The 19335-nt window shown below is 46.7% G+C and carries 21 protein-coding genes and 1 tRNA gene; 14 read left to right on the plus strand and 8 right to left on the minus strand.

The annotated features are described in order from the left end of the window. Positions 1-167 precede the first annotated feature (167 nt). From EHO61_RS10665 to EHO61_RS10710, 10 genes are all read left to right on the plus strand, one after another. Entirely contained in the window at positions 168-464 is a 297-nt protein-coding gene (locus EHO61_RS10665) for an LIC10362 family protein (protein ID WP_135813583.1), read from the plus strand. A gap of 97 nt (positions 465-561) precedes the next feature. Next, positions 562-1323: an electron transfer flavoprotein subunit beta/FixA family protein gene (locus EHO61_RS10670; protein ID WP_135813584.1), complete on the plus strand. Its 762-nt coding sequence runs from the start codon at positions 562-564 to the stop codon at positions 1321-1323. 11 nt (positions 1324-1334) lie between these two features. Further along, on the plus strand, positions 1335-2294 hold the full coding sequence (locus EHO61_RS10675; RefSeq protein WP_135813585.1) for an electron transfer flavoprotein subunit alpha/FixB family protein: 960 nt from the start codon (positions 1335-1337) through the stop codon (positions 2292-2294). A 32-nt stretch (positions 2295-2326) separates the two neighbouring features. Further along, a complete protein-coding gene (locus tag EHO61_RS10680) occupies positions 2327-2917 on the plus strand; it encodes a LolA family protein (protein ID WP_135813586.1) in 591 nt (196 codons plus the stop codon). A 3-nt stretch (positions 2918-2920) separates the two neighbouring features. After that, on the plus strand, positions 2921-4765 hold the full coding sequence (locus EHO61_RS10685; protein ID WP_135813587.1) for a hypothetical protein: 1845 nt from the start codon (positions 2921-2923) through the stop codon (positions 4763-4765). Further along, positions 4762-5730 (plus strand): tryptophan--tRNA ligase, encoded by a 969-nt coding sequence (trpS, locus tag EHO61_RS10690; protein WP_135813588.1) that lies wholly within the window; start codon positions 4762-4764, stop codon positions 5728-5730. Before EHO61_RS10685 ends, trpS begins: the two co-directional genes overlap by 4 nt. 163 nt (positions 5731-5893) lie before the next feature. Then, complete coding sequence (locus EHO61_RS10695) at positions 5894-7795, plus strand: ComEC/Rec2 family competence protein (protein WP_135813589.1); 1902 nt, start codon at positions 5894-5896, stop codon at positions 7793-7795. Next, the gene (rsmA, locus tag EHO61_RS10700; protein ID WP_135813590.1) at positions 7767-8639 is read left to right on the plus strand and encodes a 16S rRNA (adenine(1518)-N(6)/adenine(1519)-N(6))-dimethyltransferase RsmA; all 873 of its coding nucleotides are present in this window, start codon (positions 7767-7769) and stop codon (positions 8637-8639) included. The genes EHO61_RS10695 and rsmA overlap by 29 nt, the downstream gene beginning before the upstream one ends. Then, on the plus strand, positions 8636-9151 hold the full coding sequence (locus tag EHO61_RS10705; RefSeq protein WP_246032097.1) for a MarR family winged helix-turn-helix transcriptional regulator: 516 nt from the start codon (positions 8636-8638) through the stop codon (positions 9149-9151). The genes rsmA and EHO61_RS10705 overlap by 4 nt, the downstream gene beginning before the upstream one ends. Before the next feature lie 86 nt (positions 9152-9237). After that, complete coding sequence (locus EHO61_RS10710) at positions 9238-9783, plus strand: redoxin domain-containing protein (RefSeq protein ID WP_135813591.1); 546 nt, start codon at positions 9238-9240, stop codon at positions 9781-9783. On the opposite strand, the gene EHO61_RS10715 is transcribed toward EHO61_RS10710, so the two are convergent. From EHO61_RS10715 to EHO61_RS10725, 3 genes are all read right to left on the minus strand, one after another. Beyond that, the gene (locus EHO61_RS10715) at positions 9780-11303 is read right to left on the minus strand and encodes an HDOD domain-containing protein (protein ID WP_135813592.1); all 1524 of its coding nucleotides are present in this window, start codon (positions 11301-11303) and stop codon (positions 9780-9782) included. The genes EHO61_RS10710 and EHO61_RS10715 overlap by 4 nt on opposite strands. Positions 11304-11391: 88 nt before the next feature. After that, on the minus strand, positions 11392-12213 hold the full coding sequence (locus EHO61_RS10720) for an ABC transporter permease (RefSeq protein ID WP_135813593.1): 822 nt from the start codon (positions 12211-12213) through the stop codon (positions 11392-11394). Continuing rightward, positions 12210-13148: an ABC transporter ATP-binding protein gene (locus EHO61_RS10725; protein ID WP_167884855.1), complete on the minus strand. Its 939-nt coding sequence runs from the start codon at positions 13146-13148 to the stop codon at positions 12210-12212. The genes EHO61_RS10720 and EHO61_RS10725 overlap by 4 nt, the downstream gene beginning before the upstream one ends. A 99-nt stretch (positions 13149-13247) precedes the next feature. Between EHO61_RS10725 and sixA the strand changes: the two genes are divergently transcribed. Beyond that, complete coding sequence (gene sixA / locus EHO61_RS10730; RefSeq protein ID WP_135813595.1) at positions 13248-13730, plus strand: phosphohistidine phosphatase SixA; 483 nt, start codon at positions 13248-13250, stop codon at positions 13728-13730. A gap of 71 nt (positions 13731-13801) precedes the next feature. After that, positions 13802-13873 (plus strand) — tRNA-Pro (locus tag EHO61_RS10735). A 27-nt stretch (positions 13874-13900) separates the two neighbouring features. Here the strand turns inward: EHO61_RS10735 and EHO61_RS10740 are convergent. Next, positions 13901-14716 carry a penicillin-binding transpeptidase domain-containing protein gene (locus EHO61_RS10740; RefSeq protein WP_246032098.1) on the minus strand — a complete coding sequence of 272 codons (816 nt, stop codon included), beginning with the start codon at positions 14714-14716 and terminating at the stop codon, positions 13901-13903. A gap of 50 nt (positions 14717-14766) precedes the next feature. Continuing rightward, the gene (locus EHO61_RS10745; protein WP_135766819.1) at positions 14767-15024 is read right to left on the minus strand and encodes an LIMLP_16025 family protein; all 258 of its coding nucleotides are present in this window, start codon (positions 15022-15024) and stop codon (positions 14767-14769) included. A 117-nt stretch (positions 15025-15141) separates the two neighbouring features. Here EHO61_RS10745 and EHO61_RS10750 point away from each other — a divergent pair, with 117 nt between their 5' ends. Together EHO61_RS10750 and EHO61_RS10755 are read left to right on the plus strand one after the other, a co-directional pair. Further along, positions 15142-16182 (plus strand): SMP-30/gluconolactonase/LRE family protein, encoded by a 1041-nt coding sequence (locus tag EHO61_RS10750; protein ID WP_135813596.1) that lies wholly within the window; start codon positions 15142-15144, stop codon positions 16180-16182. 63 nt (positions 16183-16245) lie between these two features. Beyond that, the gene (locus EHO61_RS10755; RefSeq protein ID WP_135813597.1) at positions 16246-16737 is read left to right on the plus strand and encodes an acyl-CoA thioesterase; all 492 of its coding nucleotides are present in this window, start codon (positions 16246-16248) and stop codon (positions 16735-16737) included. A 4-nt stretch (positions 16738-16741) separates the two neighbouring features. Here EHO61_RS10755 and EHO61_RS10760 read toward each other — a convergent pair whose 3' ends face one another. From EHO61_RS10760 to EHO61_RS10770, 3 genes are read right to left on the minus strand one after another with little or no spacing between them, the layout of a single operon-like run. After that, positions 16742-17380 (minus strand): SGNH/GDSL hydrolase family protein, encoded by a 639-nt coding sequence (locus tag EHO61_RS10760; RefSeq protein WP_135813598.1) that lies wholly within the window; start codon positions 17378-17380, stop codon positions 16742-16744. A 2-nt stretch (positions 17381-17382) separates the two neighbouring features. Next, positions 17383-18891, minus strand: a complete 1509-nt coding sequence (locus EHO61_RS10765) for a glycosyltransferase family 39 protein (protein WP_135813599.1) — start codon at positions 18889-18891, stop codon at positions 17383-17385. A gap of 20 nt (positions 18892-18911) precedes the next feature. After that, complete coding sequence (locus tag EHO61_RS10770; protein WP_135766824.1) at positions 18912-19247, minus strand: STAS domain-containing protein; 336 nt, start codon at positions 19245-19247, stop codon at positions 18912-18914. Positions 19248-19335 lie beyond the last annotated feature (88 nt).

Consider the following 19335-nt stretch of genomic DNA (forward strand, 5'->3'; position numbering starts at 1 on the left):
AATCCCGACCCGACGGTATCGCCGGTTTTTAAAAGGGACTGGACAATATGTCCCGGTATCCTATTGTAAGAGCGGTTTATAAAACCGCATTTTCTTTTTTCCGGCTCGGAAAACAAAACGCTAGTAACGTTTCCCGAATGCGAATACCGGACAAGGACGAAATCCGAATGAAATATTCTGTCGTATTAACCGCAATTTGCGCCCTATCTTTCCTTTTAGGATCCAGAAACGGAGGCCTAAAGAAAAAATCCCTGACCGGATTGAGAGAAGCTTTGTCCGAATCTCTCTCTTCTCCTTTTGCCCTAAAATCGATTTTTTGGTTTCTCTTTTTTATCTGTACGCTGCTGCTTCCCTATTTTTGGGGATTAACGTTTCTGATTAAAACGGATCTGAACGCACTAGTGATTATATTGGGTTTGATCTGGGATTATTATTGGAGCAGAACACTCATTCTGTTTCGATGAGGTAGATTTCCCGAAAGAAGCTAAAAAAGTAGTTTGCATCCGAGCTTTTCGGAAATTTCGTGTTTATAGCCCTATTTTTATTGGAGAACCTAGGTTCATGAAGATCATCGTTTTAGTGAAGCAGGTGCCTGACACCGAAACGAATATCAAAGTCGGGGACAAGTCCATCAACGAAGCCGGAATTAAATGGATTATCTCTCCCTACGATGAATTCGCAATCGAGGAAGGCCTTAGATTACGCGAGAAACACGGCGGGGAAGTTATCGCAGTTTCCCTCGGTCCGGATCGCGTGCAAGAATCCCTTCGCCAAGCCTACGCAATGGGAGCGGACCGTGCCGTTCAAATCAAAGTGGACAATTATGTTCCTTTTGATACCGTCCTGGCTGCAGAGTTGATCGCAAACTTCGCAAAATCCGAAAATGCCGACATAATCATCGGAGGCCGTCAGTCCATCGATTCCGACAGTTCTCAGGTCGTCGTACAAGTAGCAGAAGCGCTGGGAATTCCTCACGTCGCTTTCGCAGTAAGCTTAGAGATCAGCGGAACCAACGTTAAATCCACGAAAGAAGTGGAAGGCGGAACCCAAGTCGTAGAAACCTCCTTGCCGGTCGCCATCACCGCCCAAAAAGGATTGAACGAACCTCGTTATCCGAACCTGAAAGGCTTAATGGCTGCAAAGAAAAAGCCGATAGAAAGCAAGTCTCCAGCAGACCTGGGCAATCCGGCAAGCAAGATCGAGATAGTAGGATTAGAACCCCCGCCCCCACGCATTCCTGGTCGCAAACTGGAAGCTGCGGACGCAAAGGGATACGCCGAACAGCTCGTCAAAGCGCTTCGTGAAGAAGCTAAGGTTATCTAAGGAGAATACCCGTGAGCAACGTATTAATCGTAGGCGAACTCAAAGACGGAGAACTCAAAAAAATCTCCAAAGAAATCACATCCGCAGGTCGTAAGATCGCCGACGCGCTCGGTGGCAAAGTGACCGCTGTGCTCTTAGGATCCGGCGTGGATAAATTTGCCGGAGATTTGGCTGCAGTCGGAGCCGATTCCATCGTTACCATAAATGCAGGCGACTTCAACGCGGAAACCTGGGCAAACCTCATTGCAGCAGTAATCAAAGAGAAAAACCCTTCCGTAGTTCTTCTCCCGCACACTTCTCAAGGTAAGGATTATTCCCCTAGAGTCGCGGTAAAAGTAGGCGCTGGGATTATCGCTGATGTCGTCGGACTCTCCGTTGACGGAGGCAAAGTCGTGGCGAAAAAGCCGATCTATTCCGGTAAAGCGTACGGAAACTTTAAGGTGACCAGCCCGATAGCCATGTTCACTGTCCGCCCTAACTCTCAGGAAGTCGCCCAAAAGGCCGGAGCCGGAGCAGTGGAATCCGCTTCCCCCGCTTCTGGAGATGCGAAAGTGAAAATCGTATCTTCCGATCTGAGTGGCGGAAACAAAGTCCAATTGACCGAAGCCTCCATCATCGTGTCCGGCGGACGCGGAATCAAAGGCCCGGAAAACTGGCCGATCCTACAAGGACTGGCTGATGTACTAGGAGCAGCGTTGGGAGCTTCCCGCGCAGCCGTGGATGCAGGTTGGATTGCTCACAGCCACCAAGTGGGACAAACCGGAAAAACCGTTTCTCCGAATTGTTACATCGCTTGTGGGATTTCCGGAGCAATCCAGCACTTGGCAGGAATGGGCTCCTCCAAATATATCGTCGCCATCAATAAAGACGGGGATGCTCCTATCTTTAAAGTGGCCACGTATGGAGTGGTCGGAGACCTGTTCGAAGTCGTTCCCGCTCTTACGGACGAGTTCAAAAAAGTACTTGGATAAATTCGTCTAATGAAGCCATAGTAAGAACGATTATGGCTTCATCCAAGGGGTATCTATCCTGTATCGGTGCCGCAGTCTTTTTGGTCTGCGGCACTTCTATTTTACCGGATCCGGGTAAGGATCGTTTAAACGCCTTAATCGGAAAAATGAGCGAAATTTCTAGTTTTCGGGCCAGTATTACCGTTAATAACGAACTTTCGGGAACACTTTCGTACAAGAAACCCAACCAATTACACGTCAAATTCTCAGATGGAAGGGTGATCGCCGCAAACGGTCGCTTTTTATGGTTTTACTCTCCTTCCAGAGGAATCGTAGGAAAACAGGATTTAAAAGGAATGAGCGGCGGAATCGCGGGATTACTTTCCGGTTACGAAGAGGTAACTCCTGTCGGCGGTTCTTTGCGTTTAAAATCCCCGACGAAAACCTACGAAGAAATCGTGGTCACCTTAGGCTCTGATAATACTCCAAGGTCCTTACGGATGAAACACCGAGGTTCGGGGGAATACACTTCGATCTCGTTTTCAGGTGTGCAAACGAACGTAGGACTTGCGGCTTCCTTATTCAATTTCGGAGCTCCTGCAAACGCGCAAATCGTGGAGAACCCGCTCAACGAGAGGGAATAGGCCTTGTCTGCCACTTCTAGAACGGACGCACATAAGATATTCGCGGATCTTTACCGTAAAGCTCGTTCCCCGGAGCAACAACAGAAGATCGACGAAGTCATTCAAAAATCGAACGACATATTCATACGTATCGACCTAATGAAGAAGGTCGACGAAGAATTCGAACAAAAAAAGAGGGAAGAGAATAGGAGAGCCGAAGAGGACGAAAAAGCCGCTAAACAAAATGCGGGACAGGCAACCTCCGGATCTCAGTCCAAGACGGCACCGAAACCGGTTCGTAGAGCCGATAGCGCCAATGTCGGCATAGGCTTTTTTGCGAACCTCTTTGGAGGAAATGCCGCGATCACCAAATTCGCCAAAGAAACCGGCACAGTGGAAGTCGGCTTTTTAGGCAGAAATTCCAGGATCGCCCCGTCCGTAGAACGTCTTTTTAAAGCGCTCAAAGAGGATCAGATCATCTCCACGTTACAGGCGCTTCGTTTGGCGGAAAGCCAAGGATGGAGACATTGGCGCCCTCTCGTATACAATATAGTATTAAATTTTAATAAATTCTTTAACAACTTCATCTCTCTGGACTCCCTATTCATCGATGAAATCTCTCCGGAGATATTTCTGAATCGATCCTTGAAGATGCAGATGTACTACGCGAGACATCTTTCGAGAGATGACGCGAAGGAAATCATTCTCGCGAACGTCCCTGAATTGGTAAAAAAGGACGAGAAACTTTCGATCAAACTCCCCGCCATTCTTTCCGGCCTAAACTACGGTTTGAATTTGGAAACGGGTAGACCGAAACTGACCGACGCGATACGCGCTTTTTACGTCGTCTCGAACCGTAAAGTAATCAGTTGGGAGGAAATCGTCGACTCTCTGAACGTACCTCCGATCAACGAGACCAAATTCCAAGGTTCCCCGGATATCACGAAGGAAGTCGACACGACTTTGATCAAATTATCCGACGATATCCTGACGAGAGGAAATAAAAAAGAGGAACTCCAGAACCTAAGACAAAGATATTTTAAAATCGACGAAAACGGTAAAATCTCTTTCGACTTTCTGAACGGCGTCGTCGACGATTATTTCGCCCACCACATGCCGGAAAACATGAACTCCTCGGCATTCAAATCCTCCTTTAAGGGAATGCCTCACAAACTTATCTATATACTTTTAAGGGATTTTCAATCCTGCTACTCTCCCATCTTGGAAGGTACCGTAAAGATCGGAACCAAAAACCACAACCGCGACGTGATCATCATGCAGACCGGCCTTTTCAAGGGAGAAATAGAGGAGATCAATAACCTTCTCCGACAACTCGATGCATTCAATAAGAAGTACCCTAGTTTCCAATATACGTTCGCTACTTTTAACCAAAATACTTCGGGCAGTTCGGTAGAGGATCAGATTACTGTGAATCTTCTCCGTTTGCTGGGCGAAGCCTCCGCTTTTATGGGTAAATTCGCCGAAAAGATCAATACGATCGTGGAAAACCATTTGCTAGCGAAGGATTACGAGGCCAAAAGCCAATTGAACGATCGGGTATTGGCGTCGAAGGAAAAAGTGATCGATGAGATCAAAGTGCTCCACAGGTTCATTCCTTATTACGATTCCACGGTTGTTTCCGGAAATCGTTTGAATAATAAATCCCTGGAATACGTTTTCGTGGATATGGCTCAATTGCTGTTCAATTATGCGGTGATCTATAAGGACAAATTCACGGTGAATAAACTTACGGTTCACCGCAAAATAGACGCGGAACTGAAAGCTCTCAGAGCCGAATACGAACGCCTTTCCGGCAAACCTTTTGACGGCGGCGAATCCTTACAAACCGAATCCTCGGAGGCGCAATGAGGATATTAACCGGAGTTCAGCCTTCCGGCAAATTACACTTAGGAAATTACTTTTCCGTAATACGAAAACTCGTAAAATACCAGAACGATTCGGATCTATATTGCTTTGTAGCGGACTTACACGCCCTCACTACGTTTTCCTCCGCCAAAAACCAAAAGGACAATACTTACGACGCCGTCTGCGACTTTTTGGCGTTAGGAATAGATCCCGATAAGTGTTCCTTTTGGATCCAGTCCTCCGTCCCCGAAGTGACCGAACTCGCTTGGTACCTATCCATGTCGATCACGGTTCCGCAATTGCAACTCGCGCACTCCTTTAAGGATAAAGTAGCCAAGGGGATTACTCCGAGCGCGGGACTCTTCTTTTATCCGGTTTTGATGGCCGCGGACATATTAGCTTTCGAAACGGATCGCGTCCCGGTGGGAAAAGACCAAAAACAGCACTTGGAATACACGCGAGACATAGCGGAACGATTCAACGCGCAATACGGAGAGACCTTTAAATTACCCGAGCCGGAAATCGACGAAGAAACCGCGATCGTACCCGGTACCGACGGCGCCAAAATGTCTAAATCCTACGGCAATACGATCAATTTCTTCGACGAGGAAAAAAAACTCAAAAAATCCGTGATGGGGATCGTTACCGATTCGGCCGGCGTGGACGAAGCCAAGGATCATAAGAATAACGTAATTTACCAGATTCACTCCCTGTTCTTGGATGAATCCGAAAAGACAGAGCTACGGAATCGATTCGAAGTGCCGGGCACCGGATACGGCGATCTCAAAAAAGCGCTCTTGGAGCGTATTCTGGATTACTTCTCCCCTTTTCGCGCAGAAAGGGAAAGAATCGCTGCGGATCCCGCGTATGTAAACTCGGTGATGCGTAAGGGAACGGACAAAGCAAGAAACGTCGCTTCCGAAGTTCTGAAATCGGTCCGGAGCAAGGTCGGGATTCTAAGAGGATAGAAGGCGGGCGGATTCTTTCGCTTCGCTAATCTTTAAATTTCCCACTCAAAAATGGATATCGCTGAATCGCGTGGTCTTAAGCGAAGATACTGCCGACTCGGGATTATGATCTTTTTTTTAAAATTCACCGCCGAATCGCGGATTTTTCCGAACCGCAATCCGAGTGAGTCGGTTCTTAGAGGAAAATTACCGGGATTTCATTCCCGCTTCCCGCTTTTCTTACGCCGTCTTAGGTCTTTTGTCCGGCCTATTCTTAGAATCTTTTTTGCCGGATCTTCTGCTTCCTTGGACCGCAATCGGCGCACTGGCCATTCCTTTCCTCCGATCCCATAAGAGATCTACGGCCAAAACTCTATCTTTTTGCCTGGGCATCCTATTCTTTTTCCTTCTACTGTCTTTCGGACCTTCGAAACGATCCGCTCCCTTATTAGAAGAATCTAAAATTTGGAAGGAAGCATCCTCTAGATTCGTGGAATCCCGACTCGATCGGGGCGGGATCCGGGGATTGGCAAAGGAAATCTCTTTAGGATTGGTTCTCGGAGATTCCGGAGCGTTAAATAAGGAATTCAAACAAAACGCAAAAGAAGGAGGAATCCTTCATCTGTTTGCCGCGTCCGGACTCCATCTCGGAATCTTATTGGCCTCCATTTACGCCTTCCTAAAAAGAATTCCGTCCTTGGGCTTTAAGTTTCCTCGTATCTTTCCCGTCTGTGTAGGTTGGATGTACTTGGCCGCACTGGGTTTTCCCATGTCTTTAGCGAGAGCCTGGGTATTCTCCTCCGTTCTTCTCCTCCAAAGCCTGGCTTATCGCAAACAAAGATCCGTGGATTTACTCCTCGGTTCGATCGGAATCTTGTATTTTTGGGATCCCTCTCGATCGTTCGGAGTATCTTTTCTTTTATCTTTCGGAGCGGTAGGATCCATTCTTCTTTTAAAACCGAGTCTGGATCTGTGCCTCCCGGAAATGCAAGCCGAGGATAACAGGCCGGGAAAAATCGTACTCTTCTTACGCGAAAATCTGACCGTTTCTCTTGCCGCAGGTTTCGGGACCTTTCCCGTTTTGGTCCACTATTTCGGAGCCTATAGTTTCGGTTCCTTAGGTCTGAATTTATTGGTCGTTCCTCTTTGCGGAATCCTCCTGCCCCTACTCTATTCCGTTCTATTCCTGGAATTTCTCCATGTTCCGTTTCTAAAAGAAACCGTTTGGGTTTTAGTGAACTATATGTTGGAAATTTTAGGGAAGTTGACCGTTACATGGGCGGACTTGGAATGGAGCATCCAAAGATTTTATCTAGCCGATTCCAAAGAAAAGGCGATCTTACTCTGGGTCTTATTTCTTTTATTCCTGATCGGATTGCGCTGCTTCAGGAAAAGAAAACTGGAATCGAACGGGATGGATAGGAAAACGTTCGGAAAAAATCCGCCGGCACCTAGTAAGATACCCTTTCTTTTTCGAATTCCCATTTGGATATTTTCCCTGCCGATATGCATATCGTTTCATTTTCTTTTGGCAGGGATTCCGGAATGGAAGCAATTCCCTTCCGTATTCTTCGGAGATAGATTCACATTCGTACTAAGGAACGGGAAGGAATTAGTCCTAGGAGGAAAATGTAAATATAGTAAGAAGATGTTGAAGGAGGCGTTCGGAAAATACCGAGTATTGGTCTGCGGAACCTCTCCGTTGGAAAAGGCCTATGCGGAAGACGAGTCCTGCGCCTTTTGGATTTCTCTTTGCGTACGGAAAAAGAGACCTCTCCGATTCGAGTATGGAATCACTGGAACGCGGAAAGCCTTACCTCCGGAAGGCTGGGATGTCGTGGCAAAGAGAAAGGAATTCTATGTGGATTCGACTTCCTTAAGAATGATCCGTTTCGAAGCGGGTAAAGATTCCTTGGCCGACCTATTGCAAAAAACGAAACAAGGATCCGGAATTATTTTGCTCGCACCACGATATAGGAGTCGGGACGATCCGGAGGACTGGAATCGGTTTCGAAAACGGCTTGGAATCGCCGACGGCTGGAAGTTTATTGGAGGCAATGAACTACCCGGAATACCCGTTTTATAAAACTTCGGCGCTCCGGAATTTTCTGAACGAAAAATCCTCGGCCCCCTTAAAAAAATGGGGCCAGAATTTTCTCATCGATCCCAAGGCGGTCCAAACCCTTCTCGACTCCGCGGACCGGAAAGCGCTCGAACGCGCCGACATTTTGCTGGAAATCGGCCCCGGCTTGGGCGCGTTAACGCACCTGTTGGCGCGCACTGGAAAAAAATTGAGATTGTACGAAATCGATCCGGTCTATTCCGACTGGCTGAAAAAATTCCTACCGCAAGCGGAAGTGGTCCTAGGAGACGCCAGAGAAACTCTCCTAAAGGACGAGGGTACGGATTGTTTTCTTTTCGGAAACCTACCCTATTATATCACTTCGGAATTAATCCTTGCATCCTTGGAAAAATTGGACCGTCTGCAAGGCGCCGTTTTCTTAGTGCAGAAAGAATTCGCACAGCGCCTGACGAACGAAATTTCCTCGTTGGGAATCTATGCGGGAGCGTACGGAAAATTCGTCCTAAAAAAAACCGTCAAATCAGGAAGCTTTTACCCCAGGCCGAACGTGGACTCGAGCATTCTTTCCTATACGAGTAATCCCAGATTCGCGGACAAAAATAAATATCCTATTTTAGAATTTTTATGCCGCGTGGTTTTTTGGGGAAAAAGAAAGAAAATCGGCTCTTCGATTAAAGAAGCCCCTCTCAACTCGTTTTATCCTAAAAATCTTTCCTACCCGGAAGAAACGCTCCGCCAAAAGCTCAAAGATTCGATCTCGAATACGGGTCTATCGTTGGAAAAAAGACCTGAGGAAATGCCCGCCGAAGATTTTTATCGGATCGTGGAGAATTTTAAAATAGAATGAAACGGAAGACCGAAGGAAATCGGAATATGGCTCGAGAATCCAAAAAAGAAGAAAGTCTGATAGATACGGCTTTCGCTTATTATTTTAATAGGACCGACAGACTCTTGAGACTTCATTTTACCAAACTCATGTCGGAGCGAAACATAGATTTAACCGTGGAGCAATGGTTCCTATTGAATCGTCTATCGAACAAAAAGCCGATATCCCAGACGGACTTGGTTGATAAGACGTTCAAGGACAGACCGAACGTAACGAGACTACTGGACGGTCTAGAAAAGAAGGGCCTTCTCATTCGCACGGACGATCCGGACGATCGGAGAAAATTTGCGATAGTCATCACTAAAGCCGGAACAACTCTCTTGGACAAAATAACCCCGTTTATGCTCGAAGGGAGAAAAATCGTCTACGATGGCCTGAATTCCAAGGATCTGACGTCTCTGAAGCGTATTTCCAAAACGATCGAATCCAACATCCTTCAAAATTGGGACCTTTTTAACTCATCGGCGAAATGATTCTATGGTAAATAAAAACGCATCGTTTCAAATATTTTTATTGCCTAAGCAATTATTATGCATATAATCAAATACGAGGTATATACATGATTCGAACGGGAGAACTTGCAAAAGATTTCCGATTTGGGGATTTGAAGGGAAATTCCTTCATGCTATCGGATCTTAAAGGGAAGAAAATTATGCTTTCCTTTTTCAGAAACGGAGCCTGTGCCCTCTGTAATTTGAGGATTCACGAATTGATTCGGAGTTTTTCCGAGCTAAAGGATTTGATCCAAATTTTGGCGATATTCGAATCGGGAAAAGAAGATATGCTCCCTTTTGTAGGAAAGCAATCCCCTCCTTTTCCATTGATACCGGATCCGGAAGCGAAGATTTTCGATCTTTACGAACTGGAATCATCCCCCGAAAAGATAAAGAATTCCATGAATTCGGAAGCGGTGCATGAAAAGATCCGAGAAGCTGAACAAGCCGGTTTCCCTTTACGGCGACAAGAAGGTTCAAATTTCGATAGACTACCCGCCGAATTTCTAATCGACGAGAATTTGGTAATCAGAAGGGTGCTTTATAGTGAACTAGTAGGGGACCATTTTTCGATCGAAGAAATCCGAAAATGGATCAGTGAGAAATCCTAACGGGCCTGTCTTTGAAAGGCCTTGTATTCTCCGATCACCTTTTCTCCGAACTCCTTCCATTCTTCGTCTTTTTTGAATCCGAAGTGTTGCAAGACTTCCCAATGAATCGCCGCGGGGTCCGCCTTTCCCTCGTTGCAATCGATGATCCAGTCGGAAAGGTATACCGCGAACACCACGTCTCTGGATTCCTTCTTAGCCATCAAAGGTCTATGATGATATTCCGCCGCCACTCGAATGGTATCCGAAAAATTCCATTTTTCGCATATCATCGCTCCGAGCGACGTATGAGTCACCCCCAAGGCCGCCTCTTCCAGGCCTAAGCTGGAAGCCATCAGATTCTTGCCGGTCAATTCGGTTAATTTCGCGACGATTTCGGGTTCGAGAGAAAGAAATATAACCAGACCGATGTCGTGCAGCAAAGCGGCACATACAAGATTCGTGAGAAACGTCTTTTTCCAGCCCATTCTCTCCCCTAGCCTTTTGCATATATATGCGGACAGACTCGATCTTTCCCAAATCTGCTCGAACTCTTTGTATCGTTCCTCCAGAATTTTTTTCGTTCCGAGACTTAAGAGAATATTGTTCAGTTCCGAAAGTCCGATCCGTTTGATCGCCTCTTCCAGAGTCTCCACCTTTCTCCCCAGCGCAAAGGAAGCCGAATTCGCTAGCTTAAGGATATTCGTGGAAAGGGAAACGTCCCTCGAAACCGATTCGGTGATCTGACCGATGGAGGAATCGGGCTTGTTGATCAGACTCATGATCTGATTCAGGTTCTCCGGAAAAGTGGGAAGCTTATCGATCTCGGCGATGATCTCGACGGTGCGTTGGTAGGAAACGTTTCTATGTTTGAAATCCAAAGGGATCTTAATATAGGCCGAAGTGATCTCGCCTTCGGCCTTGAGTTTATAACAATCCCCTTCGATACCTTCGTTTTTCAACATCAATAAGGACATGGCCAGCCCCAAACCCGCGCCTTCCGAATCGTCCGCATGGTCGGCAAAAACCTCGCCCAAATCGTTATATTCTCGGCTCTTGCCAATCCGATTTTCCACCCTTTTCAACTCTTCGGGAATGATGGAAACGTTATTCGAAACTCTCATCAAAAAGCTGGTCCGATTGAACGCCATCGTGATCAAGCAATGGAATTTGAGTTTTTCAAGTAGCTCGGCGTACCGGTCCTTATCGCGGATCATTTCCTTTTTGAAATTTTCCATCCCTTTGGCATAGTCCAGCGGATCGGAAATATTGAGATTATTGTCGGAAAAGAAAATCCGTTTGGAATTCGCCTTAATGGCGTTCATTACGCTTTCACGCAGGATCGAAAATACGGATTCCTTCAGGGAGATCGCGTCCAAATAAACCAAATACCGGTCCAGTAGGACGTTTAACAATTTGTCCACATTTCGGTTGAGAGTCGTGATACGGACGTAAAGAGGGTTGAGCCTTTCAATCCGCTCGTTGACGTTACGGACGCTTAGATAGTATCCTTCTTTTTCGAAGTGGTACCAGTGTATGTTCATTTTCGCTCGGAAAGACCATCCCTATATCCTAATATTCGGAACGTTTTGTCAACTCCAGATTACTTTAACGCTGAAACCGACGATTTTCTCAGATTTCCTTCCTCCGGGAAGTCCCGATCAGAGCTAGTTTCAGAACGAGAATCCAGGCTCCGACCTGTAAAAAAGAATACGGCCCGTAAGATTGCGGATCCTCTACGTTTCCTTCCAAAAGACGACCGGAATGAAAATACACCGTTCCGAGCTGGGGAAGAATCCAGTAGGAGATCTTAACGAACAGCTTTTGCGCCTCCGCCAATTCGCGCGAACCGTCCACGATACCGTTGTATACGATAAAATCAAGGATCGCCGTTCCGAGAAGCAATCCGAAAGAAAATAGGACCGATATCGTCTGATTTGCCGTCAGAGTCAGCAGAAGTGCGAAGACCACCAAAAATCCGTATGCAAGAAACATCACACCCTGGTACGTCAAAAATTCCCAGGGAATATCAGGAGCGAATGCGGAATGAACGGCAAAAGCGCCGAGAAGAAAGAGTATGACCAAAAGTAATAAAGTAATGCCTTTTCCGGCCAAATACGTCAGAAGATCCAGAGGTCTGCTCAACCAAAGGGTATGGATCTGAGAATCCAAATCCTGCCTCAACAAGTCGGAGGTCATCATCACCAAAAAGACGGTGATCCAAAGGGAAGAAAGAGTAAAATACGCTCCGTTCGAAACCCCTTTGAGAATCTTGTCCTCGACGGACGAGGTGCAAAACCATTCCCCCAATAGGAAAAATCCTAATAAAGAAAACAGAAAGAACAACGCTTTCCTACGGACTACTTGCAGAAAGGTCAATCTTACTAAAATCGGAAGTTGTCGGAACAGGGAAGAAACGAAAAAAGAAAAAGATTGCGTCGGTTGCCGATTCATTTCTGTCCTTCCGCTTCGCTTTTCGTTTCCGAACCTTCGGAGGTCAAACGTAAAAACACTTCCTCGAGAGATTCCGATTTTCTTTCGAATAAAAAGAGCTCGGCTCCCCTCTCGACCAATTCCGCCGGCAAACGTTTCAGGTCCACGTCCGGCTTCGGACGGATCTCCCAATCCTTACCTTCGTTTGTGAACTCCAAAGAGAGATTCCGCAAATAGGAATCCAAACTCTCGTTTCCTTCGAACCTGAGGCGGATCCTATCCTTGCCTTGGCGAAGTTCGTCCAATCTGCCCTGCGCCTTTATTTGACCTTTATGTAATATTCCCACTTCGGTGCAGATCTGCTCCACCTCGGGTAATCTGTGGGAATTGATCAGAACGGTGACCCCTCGTTTTACGTTTTCTTCCTGAATTCTATCCCTGAATTCCTTATACCCCGCGGGATCCAAACCGGTCCCGGGCTCATCCAAGAGCAGAAGCTCTGGCTCTGCTCCTAGCGCATGAGCCAGTCCCAGTCTCTGCAACATCCCTTTGGAATAAGTGGAAACTTTGCGATCCGCCGCGTCCGATAAACCCATTTGTTTCAGAAGGTCCTTAGACTTTGCCTGCGCCTCCTTCGATCTCAAAAAAGCGAGACGAAGACTCGCTTCTAAAAATTCCCTTCCGCTTAAATAAGGAGAAACAGCCATCCTCTCAGGAAGATAACCTAAACGCGTTCGCACAGCGGGAGAAGGAACCGCACCCAAAACTTTGCAACTTCCGCTGCTAGGTCTAGAAAATCCTAGTAGAATTCGAACTAAAGTCGTCTTGCCCGCACCGTTGGGACCGAGTAAACCGAAAATGCCTCCTTTAGAAACTCTCAAATGAATGTTTCGGAGAGCTTGCACTCCCGGATAATTTTTACGAAGACTATCGATTTCAATTGCAAATAGGGACATCGGAAAATCCTTAGACCAAGTGCCGAGAACGATACGTTTCCTAGGGTACCCCGGCAATCTTTTTCCGGAGAACTCGGGTTCGAATCCGGTATTTATTCGATGAAGATTATTATAGCAAGACACGGAGAGGCCGAACCGGATTCTCCGGACGGGAGAGATTCCTCCCGAGTCCTGACGCCAAAAGGAAAAGCGGACGTCGAAAAGATGGCCCGTTTTTTTCTGACCGGTTTTAAGATCAAAAAAATCTATCACAGTCCTTTCGTACGAACTTCTCAAACGGCTCAGATTTACGGGAATATCTTAAAACCGGAACAGGAAACCGAATCCCTGGAATTCCTACTTCCCGGAGAGGAATACTCTCAGGCCTGCTCGCTTTTAAAGGATTACACGAATTCCGACGCGATCTTGATCGTCGGGCATAATCCGGACATCAGCGTTTTTTCGGAGAAGCTATTGGGAATTTCCGGAGTCGGGAAGTCCTTTCTTTTTACCCCCGGATCCGCTCTAGCGGTCAATGTACCGAGGGAGAAATTCCTAGGCGGCCAAATCATCTGGTTCGTTTCTCCGGACTTCCTTTGTTGATCCCCTCATAGACTTAAAATTGGGTTTACACCCGACCTCGATCGAAAAGATCATCCTTAAAGAAAGAGAATCGGGGTGTAGCGCAGTGGTAGCGCACTTCTCTGGGGGGGAAGGGGTCGCTGGTTCGAATCCAGTCACTCCGAAGATTTCTTTCGAACCTCCGACCGGAATCAGTTTAAGGAAGGCATCACGCATCCTACGATTTCATAAAACCGTAAAATCGTCTTCTCCCTACTTGCCACTTTCGATTTATTTAATATAGTAATAGCGACATAATCGCCGCCGTCTTCCGGCACGAACGTTCCCTGGAACCAATAGTTTCCTTCCCAAGAACCCGTCTTACCGAAGATCTTTCCTTTTTTTTCCGGACAATCCGACCAACTTAAGGCTTCCCGCCAAAGACGATACGTCCCTTCGTCTATCCGAGAGGGCTTCTTCCAAAAAACCGAAACCCAGTTCGAATGGATTTCTTCGGGCAAAAGCCGGATCCCGCCTCCGTGCTTTAACGCTTTTTCTCCTTTCCACCAATCCTTCGGTAGCCGACCTTTTTTTCCCGCATGCGCAATTCCGAGAACCGGACCGTACCCTAAATTGCGAAGAGTAATCTCCAAGGCGACCCTCCCCAAAGACGGCCAAAGCGTCTCGAAGTAATCGTTGGAAGAATAGAATAGAGCCTCTCGCAAATCGACCTCGCGAGGAGAACCGGGAATATGTTCGTCGAAAATCCGGATCTTCTTTTTAGGATCGACGACACGATTTTCCAACAACGAAAGAGCCCAATAAGTTTTGAAAGTGGAAGCGGGGGAAAAGCGGTTTTTTAAATAGGAAAGGTTCCCGGAAACGTCCGTTTTCGGAACTCCATTCTGATCGAATGCGAACTTGGAGGTTACAATCAATTCGGAGGGATTTTGCGGAGTCTGATCCGCTTCGCAAGGAAGCAGAAAAGAAAAAGCTACGGAAAGAGCGATAAAATCTAGGAGACGCACTCTTTTCCCCTTGCGGATTTGAGGAAGCCGCGCTACAGGAAACTACGAATTCATTTATTCAAGAATTGCTTCAGCAAATTGTCGCGGATCTCCTCGAATTTAACGATTCCCCATGCCAAAGGTACCTTAAATTTCAGAGCATTTTCGCTCAGGTCTTTTTCTCCCTGAGCTCTCAGCTCGTCGAAACGCTGCTCCACCTTTTCTTTCCCTTCATTCAGGTCTTCCAAAAGTTTATCGAAGATTTCCTTAGAGGTCTGGACAGCGCCGATTCCCGCATTGATTAGATCATTTAGCTTTTGGTTATCCATCCGGAACGTTCCTTTTCCTCCATTTTTATGCGCCGCACAATAAACGCAAGCAGAAAATTCTCCCGTTTCACCGGAATCAGGATTGCCAGGAAGGATTTTGGGGGAAATCTGCTTCCCATGCAAAATCGAAGATTCGTCGGATTTCTACTAATACTGCCATTTTTACTCCATTGTTCTACAGAAGTAAAAACCATCCCCCTTTCCTCCTGCCAAAAAATCTCGGGCATGCCCGGCCCCGAAGACATGGCCCTCGACTCGAAAGCGGACCTACTCTATGTCTCATCACATGAAAGAAGGATTCCCGATCAGGAAGGAAAATTATTCGTATTGGATCTGAAGTCTCCGACCCCGCAACTCATTCCCCTGGATACGGATTATCCGAAATCCTTTCAAGCTCACGGAATGAGTCTTTTGATCCGGGGAGATATCTATAGGCTGTATGTGATTTCGCATATCGTTCCCTTCCAAGAGCACGCCATCGAAGTCTTCGAAAGAAAATCCCCGCCGAACCAAAAATCGAAAACGGGTGTTTGGAAGCACGTACAAACGTTGAAAGATCCCTTATTAACCAGCCCGAACGACCTGTTCGTGGTATCCGAAAACGAAATCTACGTATCCAACGATCATGGACAGGGGGGAAAATTCCGCTATTTCATCGACGACCTCTTCGGAATCGCAAGAGCGGAGATATCCCTCTTCGACGGAAAAGCTTGGTCTTCCTTAGGAAATCCACTATATTATGGAAATGGAATATTATTCGTAAAACAAGCCGACGGGAAGGAGTTCCTCTATAGATCCGGATTCATGGACCGATCGGTCTTTAAATTCCGAGTGGACCGGACTTCCGGTAAAATCGTGCTCGGAGATCCCAAAAAGATCTTTTTGGATACCGGAACGGACAATTTGGAATTAGACGAGCATGGAAGAATTCTCGTCGTCGGACATACTTCCACATGGAAATTCCTAAGACACCTAAGAAACAAGGACTATCCTTCGCCTACCGAAGTATTCGCGATCTTTCCGGACGATTCCTTTAAGGAAATCTACGCGAATCCGGGAGAGGAAATATCGGCAGGAAGCACTGCGATCTCTCACAAGGATAAATTATATATTTCGCAAGTTTTCAACGATTTCGTTCTGAGCTGTTCCGAAAAATAAAACCTCCCCGATTTGCGCAGTTGTTTTCTTGCCGAATTTTACCGCAAATCGAGGATAGTAGGTATGGAAATCACTAAAACTCCCAAGGATTCCGCGGTGGAGACCAGGCATATCGTAATGCCGGATCATGCAAACCACTACGGAACCCTTTTCGGAGGAATCTTAATGTCCTGGATAGACTTGATCGCCGTAATGGTCGCCCAAAGACATTGTGGTAGGGAAGCTGTCACAGCCAGCGTGGACAAATTGAATTTTTTAGAGCCGATCTCCGTAGGCGACCATGTCATCCTGAAAGCCTCGGCGAATTATACGGGACGTTCCTCCATGGAAATAGGAGTCCAAGTCTCCAAGGAAAATCCTTATACCGGAAAGACCGTTCGCGCAACGACCGCATACCTGACCTTCGTCGCCTTGGATGAAAATAAGAAGCCCTGTCCGATTCCGAAATTGCTTCCGGAAACGGATATGGAAAAGAGAAGATTCCAGAACGCGATTCTCCGTCAGGAATCCAACCGCGAGCTTCTCAAAAAGATCAAGGAAAAAGGAATTCCCTGAAACACTAAAGGGGAAGACCCGTAATCCTTCCGATCGCCTGGATATAAACGGATTTCATGATCGCGATTCCGGCAGGATCCGGATGGATCGGATCCGATTGAGGATACAAAGGAATACTATTTTCCTGTTGTAGAAACGGCGTTTCCATATCCGCAATCGAATGTGAAGCGGAAAGTCCTTTTAGATATTTGTTGATCGTAAGCACTCCCGTTCGAAAACCCGGGTCAGCAGGAGGAGGCAACACGGTTACAAGCAGAACCGCGTTTGTCCGGACAGAAAGATCGGAAATCAATTTATCGTAATTTCCCGGAAATTGATTCGTGGGATAGGAGGAAACGTCGTTGGTCCCCAATTCGATGATGACGATTCTCGGAGTGTTCGTCAACGCGGTGTCCAATTTTTGGGACCAATCCGGAACGGTGCTACCGGTAATACATACGTTCAGGACCTGAAAACCGGGCCCTAGGCCGTCCGCTAGATCGAAGGCTTGGGATCTCTCGCAAAGAGAATCTCCGATGATGGAAACCGGAATCGAAGTCGCCAAAGACAATAGCGCGGAAAGATCCGATTGCTTTTTTTGGGAATAGCATCCGAAACAAAAAAGGAACAAGTGACATCCGAGAAAAACTCTAAGCCGCGACATTCTTATTTTCTCAAATACAACACCGCTTCGGCCTTCACTAGTTTCCTAGGAGTGGAAGGCTCGACCGAGACCGTTTTCATCTTAAAACGGTGCGAATTCTCGATTAAAAATTTCTGAACATACTCGTTCCTTTTTTGGCCTTCGGAAAATACGAAAGCGTCCACGGTGTCTAAGGTGGCGGAAAAATCCTCCGGAGGGATGGGCAATTCTCCGGGAATGAATTCCAAGAGTTGAGCATTGGGCAACCCCTCGACAATCCGGAAATAGGGATCCGGGATCGCCTGCAGATAGATTTTTTTGGATCCTTTCAGCTCGGTCAGCAGAGCCTCGGAAAACTTGGATCCCAAATCGAAATCCCGATTTGCAAAACCGATCTTTCGATACGCGTAAAACAGGACATATAAATTACAAAAGACTAATAAAGCTGCGACGTACTGAATCCTTCTGCTCCGGATTCTCTCGAAAAAAAACCCTCCCAACGCGGACAAAGGAATGCATAAATACATCACATAATAATATTCCGTGGACAAAACGAGGAAGAACAGGACTGCGGAGAACCATAGAAAAAAGAAAAAGGCCAAAACTTTTCTTTCCAAAAGCTCCCTGCGAACTACCCACAAGCCTAAGGCCAAAGCCGAATAAAACCAGATTCGGGAACCGGGACTTTCGTATCCTCCCAAAAGTACTTTCAGTTTCGTAACCGGAGAAAACGTCTGAAAAAGTTCCCGCTTCCTACCGAACTGCGCTCCGAATTGGTAAGCGAACAAATCCCAATTCGGATGGATCCAAATCGCCCACGAAAAAAAAACGATCGCCCCGCCGAACCAAAAAGACCAAACCTTCCAACCTCTTGCTTTGTGTATCAGAAATAGAGCCGGTATCCCGAAGACTGCCGCGAACGGATGGGACAAAAAGGAAAGACCCAAAAAGAATCCGGCCATAAAACCCTCGAATCCGGAAAGAACGCCGATGCTTCCCCTTCCCCAATCCGCTTTTCTGGAAAGCACCCAAAAACAAGCCAGAGCCCAGAAGAGACAGAGAGATTCCATTCTCGCAGTCCAACCCACTCTTAAAAACAACAGGTCCGTTCCGAGTAAGAGACAGGCTCCGAGTCTGGCTCTCGGGGAATATCCGACTTCTCTTAACAACAACCAAAAAAGCCAAATGGATCCGAGAGAAACCGACGCCGAAAGAGAACGAAGCGTCTCCAGTCCTCCTCCGAATACGGAGAGAACCGTCCCGTTCACGATAAAGAATAAAGGAGGCATCCAAAGCGTCTTCGTCTCCATTCCTCGGATAAGTCCTTCCAAAACCGGCGTACGGAAGGACCCGTTTACGGAAAAATCCCAAGACGGAGTATAAAACAAAACCTCGTCCGGCCAAACCGGAGGAAACTCGGAGCCGGAAAAGCGAAAGGCTAAAACGTATAAAACGGAAAGGAAAATTAAACCGAAAAAGGAAACGGCGGAATACGTTCGATTCGAATTGTCGGATTCAGGAGACTGGGTCATAAGGCTCCCGATCGACGAACCTATTTCAGGGTGGCGACAGCTTCCTGCTCGGTTTCGTAAACTTCGAACAGATCCAATAATTCGACCACGTCGAATACTTTTTTGACGTTGGGAGTAATACAACAAAGCTTCAATTTCCGGCTTTGTTTTTCCAACTCTCGCACCATCCCTACGAAGATGCGTATACCGGAAGAGGAAATGTAGGAAATATTTTGCAGATTGATTACGATATCTCCCGCGCCAGATTGGACATCGTCCAACAATTTCGCCTCAACTTCATCGGAATGGGTAATATCTAATCTTCCGTCCAACTGAACGAGAGTGTGTTTCCCGATTTTTTTGGTCTTAATTTCCAAGTGAGGCTCCCGCAAAACGGTTTGGGAAGCGTCTCCCTCCCATTGTTACAAAATGGAAAAGAAACGCTCTTTCCAGACTAAAATAGGG

The organism is Leptospira fluminis (genome assembly GCF_004771275.1).
Classification (GTDB): domain Bacteria; phylum Spirochaetota; class Leptospiria; order Leptospirales; family Leptospiraceae; genus Leptospira_B; species Leptospira_B fluminis.